This window comes from Streptomyces sp. NPDC051020 (genome assembly GCF_040683105.1).
Classification (GTDB): Bacteria; Actinomycetota; Actinomycetes; order Streptomycetales; family Streptomycetaceae; genus Streptomyces.
In genome coordinates this window covers 14,074-28,680 of record NZ_JBFBCG010000029.1, presented here as the reverse complement: position 1 = coordinate 28,680, position 14,607 = coordinate 14,074, and the positions used below count along the sequence as shown (strand labels likewise).

The window sequence follows — 14,607 nt, the reverse complement described above, 5'->3', positions numbered from 1 at the left end:
CATGCCGGGCGCGGTACCTTTTTCCGCCCCCACCGCATCCCGCCCCACCGCCTCCGCCCTCCGCCCTCCGCCCTCCGCTCCTGCCAAGGAGAGTGCGCCATCAACGCGTCCAGCAGTCCCCATGCCGTGGAGCTCCGCGGCATCACCAAGCGGTTCCCCGGGGTCGTGGCCAACCACGACATCGACATCACCGTGCGTCGCGGCACCGTCCACGCTCTCGTCGGCGAGAACGGTGCCGGCAAGTCCACTCTGATGAAGATCCTTTACGGCATGCAGAGGCCGGACGAGGGCACCATCGCGGTGGACGGCGAGCAGGTCTCGTTCCACAACCCGGGTGACGCCATCGCGCGCGGCATCGGCATGGTGCACCAGCATTTCATGCTCGCCGACTACCTCACCGTCCTGGAGAACGTCGTCCTCGGCTCCGAGAAGCTGTACGGGATCGGCGACCGGGCCCGCGCAAAGATCAAGGAGATCTCGGACGCGTACGGCCTCGGTGTCCGCCCGGACGCCATGGTCGAGGACCTCGGCGTCGCCGACCGCCAGCGCGTGGAGATCCTCAAGGTCCTCTACCGCGGCGCCCGCACCCTGATCCTCGACGAGCCGACCGCCGTCCTCGTGCCGCAGGAGGTCGACGCACTCTTCGACAACCTTCGCGAGCTCAAGGCCGAGGGCCTGACCGTCATCTTCATCTCGCACAAGCTGGGCGAGGTGCTGTCGGTCGCCGACGAGATCACTGTCATCCGGCGCGGTACGACGGTGGGCACCGCCGACCCGAAGCGCACCACGACCAAGCAGCTCGCGGAGCTGATGGTCGGCAGCGAACTGCCGTCGCCGGAGACCCGCGAGTCGACCGTCACCGACACGCCGATGCTCACCGTCGACGACCTGCGGCTGACCGCCACCGACCCGGACGGGGTGGTGCGTGCCGTGCTCGACGGCATCACCTTCACCATCCACAAGGGTGAGGTCCTCGGTATCGCGGGCGTCGAGGGCAACGGCCAGTCCGAACTGGTCGACGCGATCATGGGCATGCGCCACCTCGACACCGGCGTACTGACCCTGGACGGCGTCGACATCTCCCGTACGCCGACCCGCAAGCGCCGCGAGGACGGCATGGCCGTCATCCCCGAGGACCGCCACCGGCACGGACTGCTGCTGGAGGCCCCGCTCTGGGAGAACCGCATCCTCGGCCATGTCACCGAGCGCCCCAACAGCAAGGGCGCGTTCCTCGACCTCAAGGCCGCCCGCGCGGACACCGAGCGGATCGTGCGCGAGTACGACGTTCGTACCCCCGGCATCGAGGTCACCGCCGCCTCGCTCTCCGGCGGCAACCAGCAGAAGCTGATCGTCGGCCGCGAGATGAGCCACGCCCCGAAGCTGCTGATCGCCGCGCACCCCACCCGGGGCGTGGACGTCGGCGCGCAGGCGCAGATCTGGGACCAGATCCGCGACGCGCGCCGCGAGGGCCTGGCGGTGCTGCTGATCTCCGCCGACCTGGACGAGCTGATCGGGCTCTCCGACACCCTGCGCGTCATGTACCGCGGCCGCCTGGTCGCGGACGCCGATCCGGCGACCATCACCCCGGAGGAGCTCGGCTCGGCGATGACGGGAGCGGTCTCCGGCCGTCTCGAAGCGCCCGCCGAGCCCGGGACGGATGCGGAGTCCGGTGCGGACGCCGCCGACAGCGACCCCCGGGACGGGGGAGAGGACCGATGAAGAAGTTCGACAAGGAGCGGCTGCTCCTGGGGATCGCGGCCCCCGTACTCGCGATCGTGGTCGCCTTCCTGGTGACCGCCCTCGTGCTGGCCGCCACCGGCAAGGAACCGTTCAGCGCGTTCGGCATCATGTTCGACTACGGGGTGAAGTCGGACAGCCAGGTCTACATCCTCAACAAGGCGACGACGTACTACCTCGCGGGTCTCGCGGTGGCCGTCGGCTTCCGGATGAACCTCTTCAACATCGGAGTCGACGGCCAGTACCGCCTCGCCGCCTTCTTCGCCGCCGCCGTCGGTGGCGCGCTGACCCTGCCGGGCGCCCTCCAGATCCCGCTGATCATCCTCACCGCGATGATCGTCGGCGCGATGTGGGCCGGTATAGCCGGTGTCCTCAAGGTCACCCGGGGCGTCAGCGAGGTCGTCTCGACGATCATGCTGAACGCCATCGCGACCGCCATCATCGGCTATCTGCTCCAGCAGGGCCGCCTCGGTCACCTCGACGAGGCCGGCACGAAGATCTCCACCACCCCGCTCCCGGAGTCCTCGCACTTCTTCGAGTTCCCGACCACCCCGACGCCCGTCTGGGGCTTCATCGTGGTCGCGGTCGTCGCGGGCATCGCCTACTGGTTCACGCTCTCGCGCACCCGATTCGGCTTCGATCTGCGTACGGTCGGCCAGTCCGGCTCCGCGGCCGAGGCCAGCGGCGTCAACGTCAAGAAGATGGTCGTCACGTCGATGCTGATCTCCGGCGCGGTGGCCGGCCTGGTCGGCATGCCGACGCTGCTCAACGACAGCTACGAGTACAGTGGCGACTTCCCCATCGGCATCGGCTTCACCGGTATCGCCATCGCCCTCCTCGGCCGCAACCACCCCATCGGCATCGCGCTCGGCGCGCTGCTCTGGGGCTTCCTGGAGCGCGGTACCGGAAAGCTCGAGTTCGAGGGGTACGACAAGGAGATCGTCGGCGTCATCCAGGGCGTCATCGTCCTGTGCGTCGTCATCGCCTACGAAGTCGTCCGTCGCTACGGACTCAAGCGCCAGCAGAGCAAGGTCGGCGCGGAACTCGCCGCACAGGCCGCCCGTAACTCCGACCAGCAGGAGGTGTCGGCGTGACCGCCACGGCGACTTCCACCCCGCCGCCCGCGGCCCCCAAGGTCTCCGGTGGCAAGGGCGGCCTCACCCGCCTCTCCTTCCCCGTCGTTCTGCTGATCGTCGCGGGCGCGCTGCTCGCGCTGTCCGCGGTACGCGCCATCACCGGCGCCCAGGACGTCACCTCGGCCGGGCAGATCAGCGCGGCGCTCGCGATGGCCGTGCCGATCGGGCTCGCCGGTCTCGGCGGCCTGTGGGCCGAGCGGGCCGGTGTGGTCAACATCGGCCTCGAAGGCATGATGATCCTCGGTACGTTCTTCGGTGCCTGGGCCGGCTGGCAGACCGACCCCTGGCTCGGCGTGCTGGCCGGTGTCATCGGCGGCATGCTCGGCGGGCTGCTGCACGCCGTCGCGACCGTCACCTTCGGCGTCGACCACATCATCTCCGGTATCGCCATCAACATCCTGGCGCTCGGGTTCACCACCTACTTCGCCAAGCTCTGGTTCAACACGGGCGAGGCGGCGGCCAAGGGCGGCAGCCCCAAGCAGTCGCCACCGTCCGACGACATCACCTCGGTGACGATTCCCGGCCTGTCCGACTGGCTGCACTCGATCGAGAAGCACCACTGGTTCTTCGTCTCCGACGTGGCCGGTGTCCTCGGCGGTCTGGTCACCAATGTGTCGCTGCTGACGGTTCTGGCCGCGGTCCTCTTCGTCGTGACCTTCTTCGTCCTGTGGAAGACCCCGTTCGGGCTGCGGCTGCGTTCCTGCGGCGAGAACCCGATCGCCGCCGAGTCGCTCGGCGTGAACGTCTACCGCTACAAGTACATCGCGGTGATCATCTCCGGCGGCATGGCCGGACTCGGCGGCGCCTTCCTCTCCCTGGTCACCTCGCACATCTACAACGAGGGCCAGACCGGCGGCCGGGGATACATCGGTCTCGCCGCGATGATCTTCGGTAACTGGCGGCCCGGCGGACTCGCCATGGGCGCGGGCCTGTTCGGTTTCGCCGACGCGCTCCAGCTGCGCAACGGCGGCGAGTCCGTCCACGCGCTGCTGCTCCTGCTGGTGGTCGTGCTGGCCGCGCTCGCCGCCTGGAAGCTCTACCGCAAGAGCTTCGTCCAGGGTGCGGTCAGCGCCGTCATCGCCGCCGTCGTACTGGTCTGGTACCTCGCCACGGACACGGTACCGACCGAGTTCGTGAGCGCCACCCCGTACATCGTCACGCTGCTCGTCCTCTCGCTCTCCGCGCAGCGGCTGCGGATGCCGAAGGCGGACGGCATGCGGTACCGGAAGGGTCAGGGCAAATGACGGCCGCCGCGGAGGTCGACTGGGCGGCCCTGCGGAGCGCCGCACGGTCCGTCATGACGCGTGCGTACGTTCCCTACTCGCACTATCCGGTCGGCGCCGCGGCACGCGTCGACGACGGCCGTACGGTGTCCGGCTGCAACGTCGAGAACGCCTCGTACGGCATCGGGCTGTGCGCCGAGTGCGGCCTGGTCTCCCAGCTCCACGCCACCGGTGGCGGGCGGCTGACCCACTTCACCTGTGTGGACGGGGCGGGCGAGATCCTGGTGCCGTGCGGCAGGTGCAGGCAGCTGCTGTACGAGTTCGGCGGGCCGGAGCTGATCCTGGAGACGCCGGACGGCTTGCGCACACTCGACGAGATGCTGCCGCAGGCGTTCGGACCGGACCATCTGAAGTAGAACTGCTGTGGCCCTCCCGTCCGTTGGGAGGGCCACACCCGTATCCACCCTCTATGCGCGTAGAGTCATTCAGGACTCTTGCGCACGTACGTACCGGCCGGAAGGACACCCAGGACATGGACGCCATCTCCGTCATCCGCACCAAGCGGGACCGAGGCGAGCTGACCCCCGAGCAGATCGACTGGGTCGTCGACGCGTACACCCGCGGCGAGGTCGCCGACGAGCAGATGTCCGCGCTGGCCATGGCGATCCTGCTGAACGGTATGAACCGTACGGAGATCGCCCGCTGGACCGCCGCCATGATCGCCTCCGGCGAGCGGATGAACTTCGACGCGCTCTCCCGGCCCACCACCGACAAGCACTCCACCGGCGGCGTCGGCGACAAGATCACCCTGCCGCTCGCCCCGCTGGTCGCCGCCTGCGGCGCCGCCGTGCCGCAGCTCAGCGGCCGCGGTCTCGGCCACACCGGAGGCACGCTCGACAAGCTGGAGTCCATCCCCGGCTGGCGTGCCCACCTCTCGAACGAGGAGATGCTGAGCGTCCTGGACACCACCGGCGCGGTGATCTGCGCCGCCGGTGACGGGCTGGCCCCCGCCGACAAGAAGCTGTACGCGCTCCGCGATGTCACCGGCACCGTCGAGGCCATCCCGCTGATCGCCAGCTCGATCATGTCCAAGAAGATCGCCGAGGGCACCGGGGCGCTCGTCCTGGACGTCAAGGTCGGCTCCGGCGCCTTCATGAAGACCATCGAGGACGCGCGCGAACTGGCCTCCACCATGGTCGCGCTGGGCAGCGACAGCGGCGTACGGACGGTCGCGCTCCTCACCGACATGGCCACCCCGCTCGGCCTGACCGCGGGCAACGCCCTGGAGGTGCGCGAGTCGGTCGAGGTGCTGGCCGGCGGCGGCCCGAAGGACGTCGTGGACCTCACCCTGGCCCTCGCCCGCGAGATGCTGGACGCGGCCGGACTCAAGGACGCCGACCCGGAGAAGGCCCTGGCCGACGGCTCCGCGATGGACGTCTGGCGCCGGATGATCTCCGCCCAGGGCGGCGACCCGGACGCCGCGCTCCCCGTCGCTCGCGAGCAGCATGTCGTGACGGCGCAGTCCTCCGGCGTACTGACCCGCCTGGACGCGTACGACATCGGCGTCGCCGCCTGGCGCCTCGGTGCGGGCCGGGCCCGCAAGGAGGACCCGGTGCAGGCGGGCGCGGGCATCGAACTGCATGCCAAGCCCGGTGACACGGTCACGGCCGGACAGCCGTTGCTGACGCTGCACACCGACACCCCCGAGAAGTTCGACTACGCGCTGAAGGCCCTGCCCTCCTCGTACGACATCGCCCCGGAAGGCACGGAGTTCACACCGACTCCGGTCGTGCGCGAGCGCATCGCGTAGGGCGCCGGGCGGACGGCGACGGCCCGCGAGGGCACTCGTCTGCGAACGAAGACCAAGAACCCGCCGGGGCTCCTGAAGAGCTCCGGCGGGTTCTTGTCGCGGCACGGCGCGTGATCAGGCGGTCCGGTGGATCTCCTCACGTTGGACCGGGTATGCGAAGGGCTGGCCGGCGGTGTAGCGGGCGAGCTCGTCGGCGGCGGCCGCGGCCATGCGATGCAGCTCGTTGCCGAGCGAGCCGGCCGCGTGCGGGGTGAGCAGGACGTTGGGCAGGTCGTACAGCGGTGAGTCCGCCGGCAGGATGTCGGGTTCGGTGACATCGAGTACCGCGTCGAGCCGGCCGGAGGCCAACTCCTCGACCAGGGCGTCCTGGTCGACCAGGGATCCGCGCGAGGTGTTGATCAGAGTGGCGCCGTCGCGCATCAGGGCGAGCAGATCCCGGCTGATCATGTGCCGGGTCTCCGGGAGCTGCGGGGCGTGGACGCTCACCACGTCACCCTGTGCGCACAGTTCGTCGAGCGGTACCAGTCGGGCACCCAGGGCGGCGGCCTCGTCCTCGTCGACGTACGGGTCGTGGAGCAGCAGCCGGAGGTCGTAGGGGCGGAGCAGTTCGATCACCCGGCGGCCGATCCGGGAGGCGCCGACGATGCCGACGGTGCGGTGGTAATTGCCGATGTCCTGATACTCGGACTCCCAGTCGAACGCGCCCTGCCGCTCGCGGTAGTCCCCGCTGATCCGCAGCAGTCGCTTGTTGGCGAACAGCACGGCGGCGACGGTGTACTCGGCGACAGGCAGGGCGTTGACCGCGGCGGCGGAGGTGACCTGGACGCCCCGCTCCCAGCAGGCGTCGGTGATGTGGTGTTTGACGGATCCGGCGGCATGGAGCACGGCCCGCAGCCGGGGTGCGGCGGCGAGCACATCCTCGGTGATCGGCGGGCACCCCCAGCTGCTGATGATGACCTCGGTCTCGGCGAGGGCGGTGAGTGCCTCGGGACTGGTGAAGTCGTCGAGGACGAGCGACGGGTCGAGGTCGGCCAGCCGGGTGAGGCGGCCCAGGGTGGCGCGGTCGATCAGCCGGACCGCGAGCCGGGAGTGCATGGCCAGCACGGCTCGGGGGCGATGGCCCGGTGTCTGTGGGGTGCGCGGGGCCGCGTCGGGCGCGGTCGTCCGGTGGGGCACTCGGTTCTCCCGATGGTGGTCGAAGCAGCGGTGAGGGAAAGTCACTTGACGCTGCCCGCGGTGAGGCCGGCTTTCCAGTGCCGCTGGAGGGCGACGAAGGCGACCACCAGCGGGACGACCGCGAGCAGCGAGCCGGTGACGACCAGCGGGTAGAAGTCGGGGAAGGCGACATGGCTCGGCTCCTGTGCAGGGGGCAGCGTGCCTGAGAGGGAGGGGCCCGATCGGCGGACGGTCGCTGACCGGTGAGGGTGACGCCATAGTGCGACCGGCTCCGATCGCAGTCAAGAGATTGCGATCAAATGATCCAATGTGATCAATGGTTGATGGTCGCTCGCGGGGAGGTCCCCATAATTCAGGCGATTGAAGGCAAATGGGGAGTGGAGCGCAGATCATTCGGTCGGAACTTCTTGACGTTCGATCTAGTCGTCCCTAGATTCGGTCCGCCTGATCGGACCAAGGAGCACCCGTCATGTCCTCGATCCCGCTTCCGCCGGAAGACCGCGCGCTCAGCCCCTACACCGGCTGGACCAGAGCGCACTGGGAGGCGGTGGCCGACGGGCTGCTGATGGCGGCCCTGCGCCACAGCGGTCCGGAGCATGCCCTCATCTCCCTGCCCGGCCCCCGCCCGAGCTTCTCGGGGACACGCTCGGACGCGCTCGAAGGGTTCGCCCGCACCTTCCTGCTGGCCGCCTTCCGAGTCGCGGGCGCCGGCGGCGACGATCCGCACGGCTTCCTGCAGCGCTACGCCGAGGGCCTGGCGGCCGGGACCCGGACCCCGACCACCGACCGTGACCTCACCCGACGCGACCCCGTCTCCTGGCTCGCCATCGGCGACCGCAACCAGCCCATGGTCGAGGCCGCGTCGATCGCGCTTGCCCTCCGGCTCACCCGGCCCTGGCTCTGGGACCGGCTCGACGAGCAGGTGCGCGAGCGGACCCGGGCCTGGCTGACCGACGCCCTGCACCACACCCCCGTCGACAACAACTGGTGGCTCTTCCCGTTCACGGTCGGGGGCTTTCTCGCCGACATCGGCGCGGACCAGGACGGTGCGGCGCAGGCTGCCGTCGAGCGCGGGCTGACGAAGATCGAGCAGTGGTACCTCGGCAACGGCTGGTACACCGACGGCCGTCCGCGCGCCTTCGACCACTACAACGGCTGGGCCTTCCACCTCTACCCCGTCCTGCACGCCCACCTCGACGGCGACACCCACCTGCTCGACGTGTACGGTCCCCGCCTCGCGACGCATCTCGACGGCTGCGCCCGCACCTTCGGCGCCGACGGATCCCCGATGCACCAGGGCCGCTCCCTCACCTATCGCTTCGCCACCACCGCGCCCCTGTGGGCCGGCGCACTCACCGGCCACACCCCGCTGACACCCGGCGCGACCCGCCGTATCGCCTCCGGCGTGCTGCGCCACTTCGTCGACCGCGGAGCCCTGGACGCGGACGGTCTGCTCACCCTGGGCTGGCACGGTCCCCATCTGCCGCTCGTCCAGGAGTACTCGGGACCCGCCTCGCCGTACTGGGCGAGCAAGGGATTCCTCGGACTCCTCCTCCCCCCGGACCATCCGGCGTGGACCGCGGTCGAGGAGCCCGCCCCGGTCGAACGCGCCGACGCCGTCGTCCCGCTTCCGCAGCCCGGATGGCTGATCCAGTCCACCGCCGCCGACGGGATCGTCCGGCTCCACAACCACGGCAGCGACGACCAGCCCGCCGACCGGGTGCAGCCCGACAACCCGCTGTACGCCCGCCTCGCCCACTCCACCGCCACCGGTCCGGTCCTCGACGGCACCCCTGACAACCATGTCGGCGTGCTGGTCGAGGGCGAGCTCAGCGAGCGCGGCCGGATCCGGCCCCTCGGCGCGGGCGACGGCTGGGCCGCCTCCGTCCACGCTCCCCGCATGCGAGGCGCCGAACTCCCCGGAGTCACCGTCACCTCGGTGGTCCTGGCCGCAGGTGCCGAAGAAGTCCACGCGCACCTGGTCACCGGGGCCGAACCCGGCATCGAGTTGCGGCACAGTGGCTGGGCGGCGGCGGGCGCGACCATCGAAGAGAGCACGGACGCCCTGTCCGCCCGGGTCGTGGCCACCACCTCGGACGGCACGCGGCTGCTCTCGTCGATGGAGAACGTCCACGGCTTCACCGAGGCCGGCACCCACCCACTGCCGAGCGGCACCGCCTACGGAACGGTGGGCGCCGTACCCGCCCTCGGCGGCCGCACGAGCGGCGGGGACTCGCTGTTCGTCGGCACGGTGAGGTTGTCCGGAGCCGGCACCGGAACCGGAGCCGACCTCCAGCCCCACGCCGCACTCCATGTGCACGTCGAGGGAACCCGGATCCGGGTGCGCCGCTCCGATGACAGCGAGCTGGAGGCCTTGCTCGCACCCGAGGCCGTCACCGTGACCGTACGCACGGCAGGGTGACCGCCGTGCGACTCGCCGCCTTCGAGGCGCCCTGGTTCCCTGATGCCGCGCCACTTCCGGGCCTGCTCGGCCCCGGGGCGGAGCTCCTCGGCCGTCCCGCCTGACGGGCAATCAGCCGGCGCCGCCGCAGGAGCTGCGGATCTCGAGCTCCGGCAACAGCTCCACATGGTGCACCGGCAGCCCCGCGTCGCCGCTGCTCAGTCGGCGCAGCAGCAACTCCAGCGCCGTTCCGCCGACCGCCCGCTTCGGCGGGGCCACGGCCGTCAGCGGCGGCGCGGCCAGGGCCGCGAACACGTCGTCGTACGAAATCACCGCCACGTCCTCGGGCACGAGGAGGCCACGGGCGCGCAGGATCGGGACGAGCTGGATGGCCTCCTTGTCGTTGTGCACGAGCACCGCCCGCACCCCTGCCGCGACACCCTCGGCGATCCGCGCCGCGATGGCCTCGGAGTCCTGGCCGGGGTGCTCGATGTCGATCACCGGTTGCGGCTCCAGGCCCAGCAGCCGGACGCCCTCGGCGTAGCCGGCCCGTACCTGGAACGCCGTCCAGGTGTCCTGCCGGGCGGCGAGCATCACCGCGTCGTGGCCGAGTCCGGCCAGGTGGCGCAGCGCGAGGATGACGCCGTGGCGGTGGTCGGACGCGACCGAGTCCAGGCCCGCACCGACGCTGTCGGCGGGGGCGCGGCGCTCCACGAGAACGGTGGGCAGGGGGAGTTCGCTGATCCAGGCGCCGACGCCGCTCGGGCCCTCCGGGGTCCAGTTCGGAGTGACCAGGAGACCGTCGACGCCGGACTCGAGCAGTTGCTCGACCTGGGCACGGTCCTCGGCGGCCCCGTACGGCGCGATGCCGAGCACCAGGCGCGCCCCGGCGGCGGTCGCAGCCGCGCGGGCGCCGTCGATGATCTCATCGAAGTACGAGCCGACGGTGGGGACGAGCATGCCGATCACCCGGTCGCGGCCCGAAGGAGCGGGGGCAGCCTCTCCGCGCGGCAGCGACACGGCACCGTGCGAGCGATGCAGCAGCCCGTTGTCGGCGAGCGCGGCGATGTCCCGGCGTACGGTGACGGCGGCGAGCCCGAGACGTTGCGCGAGGTCCACCACCCGGACCGTACCGAGTTCGCGGACGGTTTCGAGGATCCGCACCCGACGTTCCTCGGCTGTGAGAGTCATCGCTTCCCCTACCTGGCGCGCATGCGCGGTGCGCGGTCCTGTCACGGTGCGCGGTCCCTGCTGGATCAATTTGTATCATTCGATCGACCTGATGCGGAGGGCGTGCGGTGCCGCAGGACCCATCGAACGAGCGAGGGCCCGTGCCCGGCAGTCTCCGCTGCCGGGCACGGCCCCCTCGGTGAGGGGGCCGAGGCTCAGCCGTTACCGATGGCCGTGTGCCGACTGCGGTCGGGCTTCCATCCGCTCCCCCGTTCATAGAGTGTCACCGCCGCTCGGGGCGGCTCCCCGGAGCGCAAGCGGCGTACAGCCTGGCTGTCGTGGGGTGCACGGTCAAGCAGCGGAAGGGGGTGCGCCGCGCATTCTCGTCTGTCGCGCCCTCGGATCCCTCACGCCCTGGAGCGCGAACGGCCCGCCGGGGTGGAGGAATCCGCCCCGGCGGGCCGCTCTCGTGCGGGCGGTGCGCCTATCGGCTCACCTGTGCATGCCTACTTGCCGAAGTACGCGTTGTAGATCGACACCGACGACGTGTTGCCCTGCTTGTCCGTGACCTTGGCCTTGAAGGAGATCGACTTCCCCTTGGCCGGGTTCTTCACGGAGATCTTGCCGGACTTGACCGTGACCTTGTTCCAGGTCTTACCGGCGTTGTAACTGACATACACCGTCAGCGACTTGAGGTTCTTGCCGGCGGCCGCGCCCTGCACCTTCACCGGCACCGACGCGGTCCGGCCGGCCGTGACCTTGCTGGCAAGGGTGACATGGGGCGTGAACCGCACCGTGGAGGCGGGAAGTTCGGTGAACTCCCTGGTCTTCTGCGACCGGAACGTCCAGCTCGCGTCGATCCGGGTGGAGACGGCGGAGATCCTCACGTTGCGCTGTACCGAGGTGGTCACCTTGTAGTCGGCGGCGCCGGACGGCACGGTGAAGGCGCTATCGCCCTCCAGCGGGTCCTTGTTCTGGGCGAACTTGGCGCCGTTGCGGTACAGGACGGTCTTCACCGAGCTGTACGCGGACCCGCCGATGTTCCCGCTGCCGTCGGCCACGAGCGGCAGGGCGCCGAGGATCTCGTTGTCCTTGCGGAAGAACCCGTACCCCTCGGTGAGCGCGGGGCCGAACACCGCGGTGTTGACCCGCTTTTGGTACGTCTTGCCCGCCTTGAGGGTCTGCGCGTCACCGAGCGAGTAACCCGCCTCGTACTGCGGGAAGCGCCCGCCCTCCTGTGCGAAGTCGAAGTTCCACTTCACCTTGTCGGCGGTGGAGACATAGACGGTGTGGGTCCCGGGGGCCGGCTGCCCCGTCGACGTGGCCCAGCCCCCGTCCACGCCGGGCAGCGTGCCCCAGGCGGTGATCGATCCGGTCTTGCCCTGGCCGGACGCGCCGAGACCGATCGTGACCTTCGCCAGCTGACTGCTGGTGAACTTCCGGGTGTAGCCGGTCGCCGCCTGCGTCACCGGACCGCCGACCGCCACGTCGTAGCGGGTCGAGGATCCCTTGGCCCAGGTGCCCAGCCAGTGCTGGGAGAGCGAGCCGTCGGTGACCTTCGGGCCGACGTGCGCGGTGCGGAAGCCCTTGTACGAGTTCAGCAACCAGCCGTAGCTGAGGCCGAAGTCCTGGCTGTCGAGCTGGAGGTCGGGGGCGGCCAGCAGGGACGTCGTGCCGGTGGCGGGAAGCGTGAACGTCACCGGCTTCGTCTTCCGGGCGTCGAGCGTCACGGTGAGGTTCTTGGTGACGTCCAGCTTCGGCTGTGTGATCCAGTCGACGCCCTTGGCGGGGTTGCCCGGGGCGACGTAGACGGCCGAGTTCAGCACGTAACCGCCCTTGGGGACACGGACCTTGGCCGTCCCGTCGGAGCCCGTCGGGTTCAGCCAGATGCCGGCCGCGGTGCCGGAGATACCGGAGAGGTCGTTGTCGTAGTAGGTGGCGGGCTTGCCGTCACGCCCGATGTTCTTGATCGTGAGGTCGTACGACTCGATCTCCCGCTCGACCGCGGCCGCGGTGCGGACGCTCTGGCCGCCGCCGGTGGCGACGACATACGCGGCGTAGGTGCCGTCCGCCGCGCCGCCGAGCTTCGTGTTCACGGTGAGCGGTACCTCGGCCGTGCCGCCCGCCGGGACGGTGACATGCTCGGCGCCGAGGGTGAAGAAGCCGGCCGGGGCCGGCTTGCCCTTCGGGCCGGTGGCCGTCAACGCGAGGTCGAGGGTGACGTCGGTCGTCCCGAGGTTGCGGTACGTCACCTTCTTGGTGACCGGGGCGTCATCGGTGTGCGGCCACTGCTGCACCCCGAAGCCGACCGAGGCCGGGTCGGCGATGACGGTCTGGGCGATCGCCCTGTCAACGGCGATCCTGCCCGTGCCCTGCTCGAACGGCGTGTACGCGCCCGGCGTGGTGGAGGCCGCCAGCGCGCCCTTCAGCTCGGTGTACTTCCACTCCGGGTGCTCCTGCTTGAGCAGCGCCGCGGCGCCCGCGACATGCGGGGTCGCCATCGACGTGCCGGAGATCGTCAGATAGCCGGGCGGGTTCTGGCCGACCTCCTGGTCGATCACGGAACCGGGTGAGGCGGCCGCCGTGATGTCCACGCCGGGAGCGGTGACATCGGGCTTGATGCCGCCGTCGCCGACGCGCGGTCCGCGGCTGGAGAATTCCGCCAGCTTGTCGTTGTCGTCGACGGCGCCGACGGTCAGTGCCGCGTCCGCACTGCCCGGGGAGCCGACCGTGCCTGCGCCGTCGCCCTCGTTGCCCGCCGCGATGGCGAACAGGACGCCCTTGTCGGCCGACAGCTTGTTGACCGCTGCTTCGAGTGGGTCGATGCCGGGGCTGTCGGGGCCGCCGAGACTCAGGTTGATGATATCGGCGCCCTGCGCGACCGCCCACTCCATGCCGGCCAGGATCTCGGAGTCCTCACCGAAGCCGTCGTCGTCGAGGACCTTGCCCTCGAGCAGCTTGGCGTCCGGTGCGACCCCCTTGAACCTGCCGCCGGACTTGGCGCCCGTACCGGCCGCGATCGAGGACACATGGGTGCCGTGCCCGAACCGGTCCTTGGTGTCGGGCGACGCGGAGAAGTTCTTCGAGTCGAGGATCTGCCCCTTGAGGTCCGGGTGGGTGGCGTCCGCACCGGTGTCCAGGACGGCGATCTTGATGCCCTTGCCGGTGTAACCGGCCTTCCAGGCGGTCGGCGCACCGATCTGCGGCACGCTCTTGTCGAGGCTCGCCCGGCGCACCCCGTCCAGCCAGACCCGGTCGATGCCGGCCGCGGTGGTGCGCCGGCCGCCCTGGGAGGCCTTGCTGGTGAGCGCCTGCCAGATGTCCTTGGCGTCGCTCTTCGGAGTGGTCACCGACTGGGCGTTCAGCGACTTCAGGGTCCGGACGACCCGGGTGGCGCCCGCGTCCCGGACGTCCGCCTTCGCGGCGGCGGCCTGCGCACCCTTGTAGCCGACGATCAGCTTCAGGCCGGTGCGCTGGGCCCGGCGGTTCTCCGGACGGTCCAGCTCGGTGACGTCGAACAGCCGGCGGTCCAGCTTGCCGGAGCTGATCAGCCGGTGGGCGTCGGCCGGTATGAGCAGGGTGTGCCCGTCATGTGTCTGCCGCTGCACGGGTATCTGCTCGCGGCCCTTGGCGGGACGGAAGCCCACGACACGGCCTTTCGCGTCCACCGAGACCCGGTCGCCGGTGATCAGCGTCAGCTGATGCCGGGTCACGGACTTGGTTCCGGCGGCCGGACGGGCCTGCTCCGGCTGCGCCATGGCCGGGGTGGTCATCCCGGCCGCGAGCGCCACGGCGGCTGCCGTGGCGATGGTCGAAACACACGCGTTTCTCACGTGTCTGCGCAACTTTCCCCCTGGAGAATCAGGCGGCCTCCTGAGAGGCCACTGGTCGGTCGGCACCGAATGGGTCGCCGGTGCCTACCGGTTCACTTACCTAGAGGGGGAATTGATCGAG

General features: G+C 70.4%; 9 protein-coding genes and 1 pseudogene. 6 read left to right on the top strand and 4 right to left on the bottom strand.

Features of this window, described 5'->3' with window-relative positions:
* Nucleotides 1-126 precede the first annotated feature (126 nt).
* The 5 genes from AB0N06_RS17745 (at nt 127) to AB0N06_RS17725 (ending at nt 5,906) form a co-directional block, all read left to right on the top strand.
* Nucleotides 127-1,719: an ABC transporter ATP-binding protein gene (locus AB0N06_RS17745; RefSeq protein WP_366135602.1), complete on the top strand. Its 1,593-nt coding sequence runs from the start codon at nt 127-129 to the stop codon at nt 1,717-1,719.
* Complete coding sequence (locus AB0N06_RS17740; RefSeq protein WP_037688347.1) at nt 1,716-2,831, top strand: ABC transporter permease; 1,116 nt, start codon at nt 1,716-1,718, stop codon at nt 2,829-2,831. The genes AB0N06_RS17745 and AB0N06_RS17740 overlap by 4 nt, the downstream gene beginning before the upstream one ends.
* Nucleotides 2,828-4,117 (top strand): ABC transporter permease, encoded by a 1,290-nt coding sequence (locus AB0N06_RS17735; protein WP_366135601.1) that lies wholly within the window; start codon nt 2,828-2,830, stop codon nt 4,115-4,117. Before AB0N06_RS17740 ends, AB0N06_RS17735 begins: the two co-directional genes overlap by 4 nt.
* Complete coding sequence (locus AB0N06_RS17730; protein ID WP_114246244.1) at nt 4,114-4,512, top strand: cytidine deaminase; 399 nt, start codon at nt 4,114-4,116, stop codon at nt 4,510-4,512. Before AB0N06_RS17735 ends, AB0N06_RS17730 begins: the two co-directional genes overlap by 4 nt.
* A gap of 116 nt (nt 4,513-4,628) precedes the next feature.
* Nucleotides 4,629-5,906: a thymidine phosphorylase gene (locus AB0N06_RS17725; RefSeq protein ID WP_366135600.1), complete on the top strand. Its 1,278-nt coding sequence runs from the start codon at nt 4,629-4,631 to the stop codon at nt 5,904-5,906.
* A 114-nt stretch (nt 5,907-6,020) separates the two neighbouring features.
* On the opposite strand, the gene AB0N06_RS17720 is transcribed toward AB0N06_RS17725, so the two are convergent.
* Nucleotides 6,021-7,001: a hydroxyacid dehydrogenase gene (locus AB0N06_RS17720; RefSeq protein WP_366135659.1), complete on the bottom strand. Its 981-nt coding sequence runs from the start codon at nt 6,999-7,001 to the stop codon at nt 6,021-6,023.
* A 122-nt stretch (nt 7,002-7,123) separates the two neighbouring features.
* Nucleotides 7,124-7,258 (bottom strand): annotated as a pseudogene (locus AB0N06_RS17715) (carbohydrate ABC transporter permease); the annotation flags it as partial.
* 293 nt (nt 7,259-7,551) lie between these two features.
* Here AB0N06_RS17715 and AB0N06_RS17710 point away from each other — a divergent pair.
* Nucleotides 7,552-9,504 carry a DUF2264 domain-containing protein gene (locus AB0N06_RS17710; protein WP_366135599.1) on the top strand — a complete coding sequence of 651 codons (1,953 nt, stop codon included), beginning with the start codon at nt 7,552-7,554 and terminating at the stop codon, nt 9,502-9,504.
* A gap of 111 nt (nt 9,505-9,615) precedes the next feature.
* On the opposite strand, the gene AB0N06_RS17705 is transcribed toward AB0N06_RS17710, so the two are convergent.
* A complete protein-coding gene (locus AB0N06_RS17705; protein WP_366135598.1) occupies nt 9,616-10,674 on the bottom strand; it encodes a substrate-binding domain-containing protein in 1,059 nt (352 codons plus the stop codon).
* A gap of 485 nt (nt 10,675-11,159) precedes the next feature.
* The gene (locus AB0N06_RS17700) at nt 11,160-14,426 is read right to left on the bottom strand and encodes a S8 family peptidase (RefSeq protein ID WP_366135658.1); all 3,267 of its coding nucleotides are present in this window, start codon (nt 14,424-14,426) and stop codon (nt 11,160-11,162) included.
* Nucleotides 14,427-14,607 lie beyond the last annotated feature (181 nt).

Coding starts and splice junctions, on each gene's coding strand:
- AB0N06_RS17725 (WP_366135600.1), top strand. CDS start 4,629: ATGGACGCCATCTCCGTCATCCGCACCAAGCGGGACCGAGGCGAGCTG.
- AB0N06_RS17700 (WP_366135658.1), bottom strand. CDS start 14,426: ATGACCACCCCGGCCATGGCGCAGCCGGAGCAGGCCCGTCCGGCCGCC.
- AB0N06_RS17740 (WP_037688347.1), top strand. CDS start 1,716: ATGAAGAAGTTCGACAAGGAGCGGCTGCTCCTGGGGATCGCGGCCCCC.
- AB0N06_RS17730 (WP_114246244.1), top strand. CDS start 4,114: ATGACGGCCGCCGCGGAGGTCGACTGGGCGGCCCTGCGGAGCGCCGCA.
- AB0N06_RS17705 (WP_366135598.1), bottom strand. CDS start 10,674: ATGACTCTCACAGCCGAGGAACGTCGGGTGCGGATCCTCGAAACCGTC.
- AB0N06_RS17720 (WP_366135659.1), bottom strand. CDS start 7,001: ATGCACTCCCGGCTCGCGGTCCGGCTGATCGACCGCGCCACCCTGGGC.
- AB0N06_RS17710 (WP_366135599.1), top strand. CDS start 7,552: ATGTCCTCGATCCCGCTTCCGCCGGAAGACCGCGCGCTCAGCCCCTAC.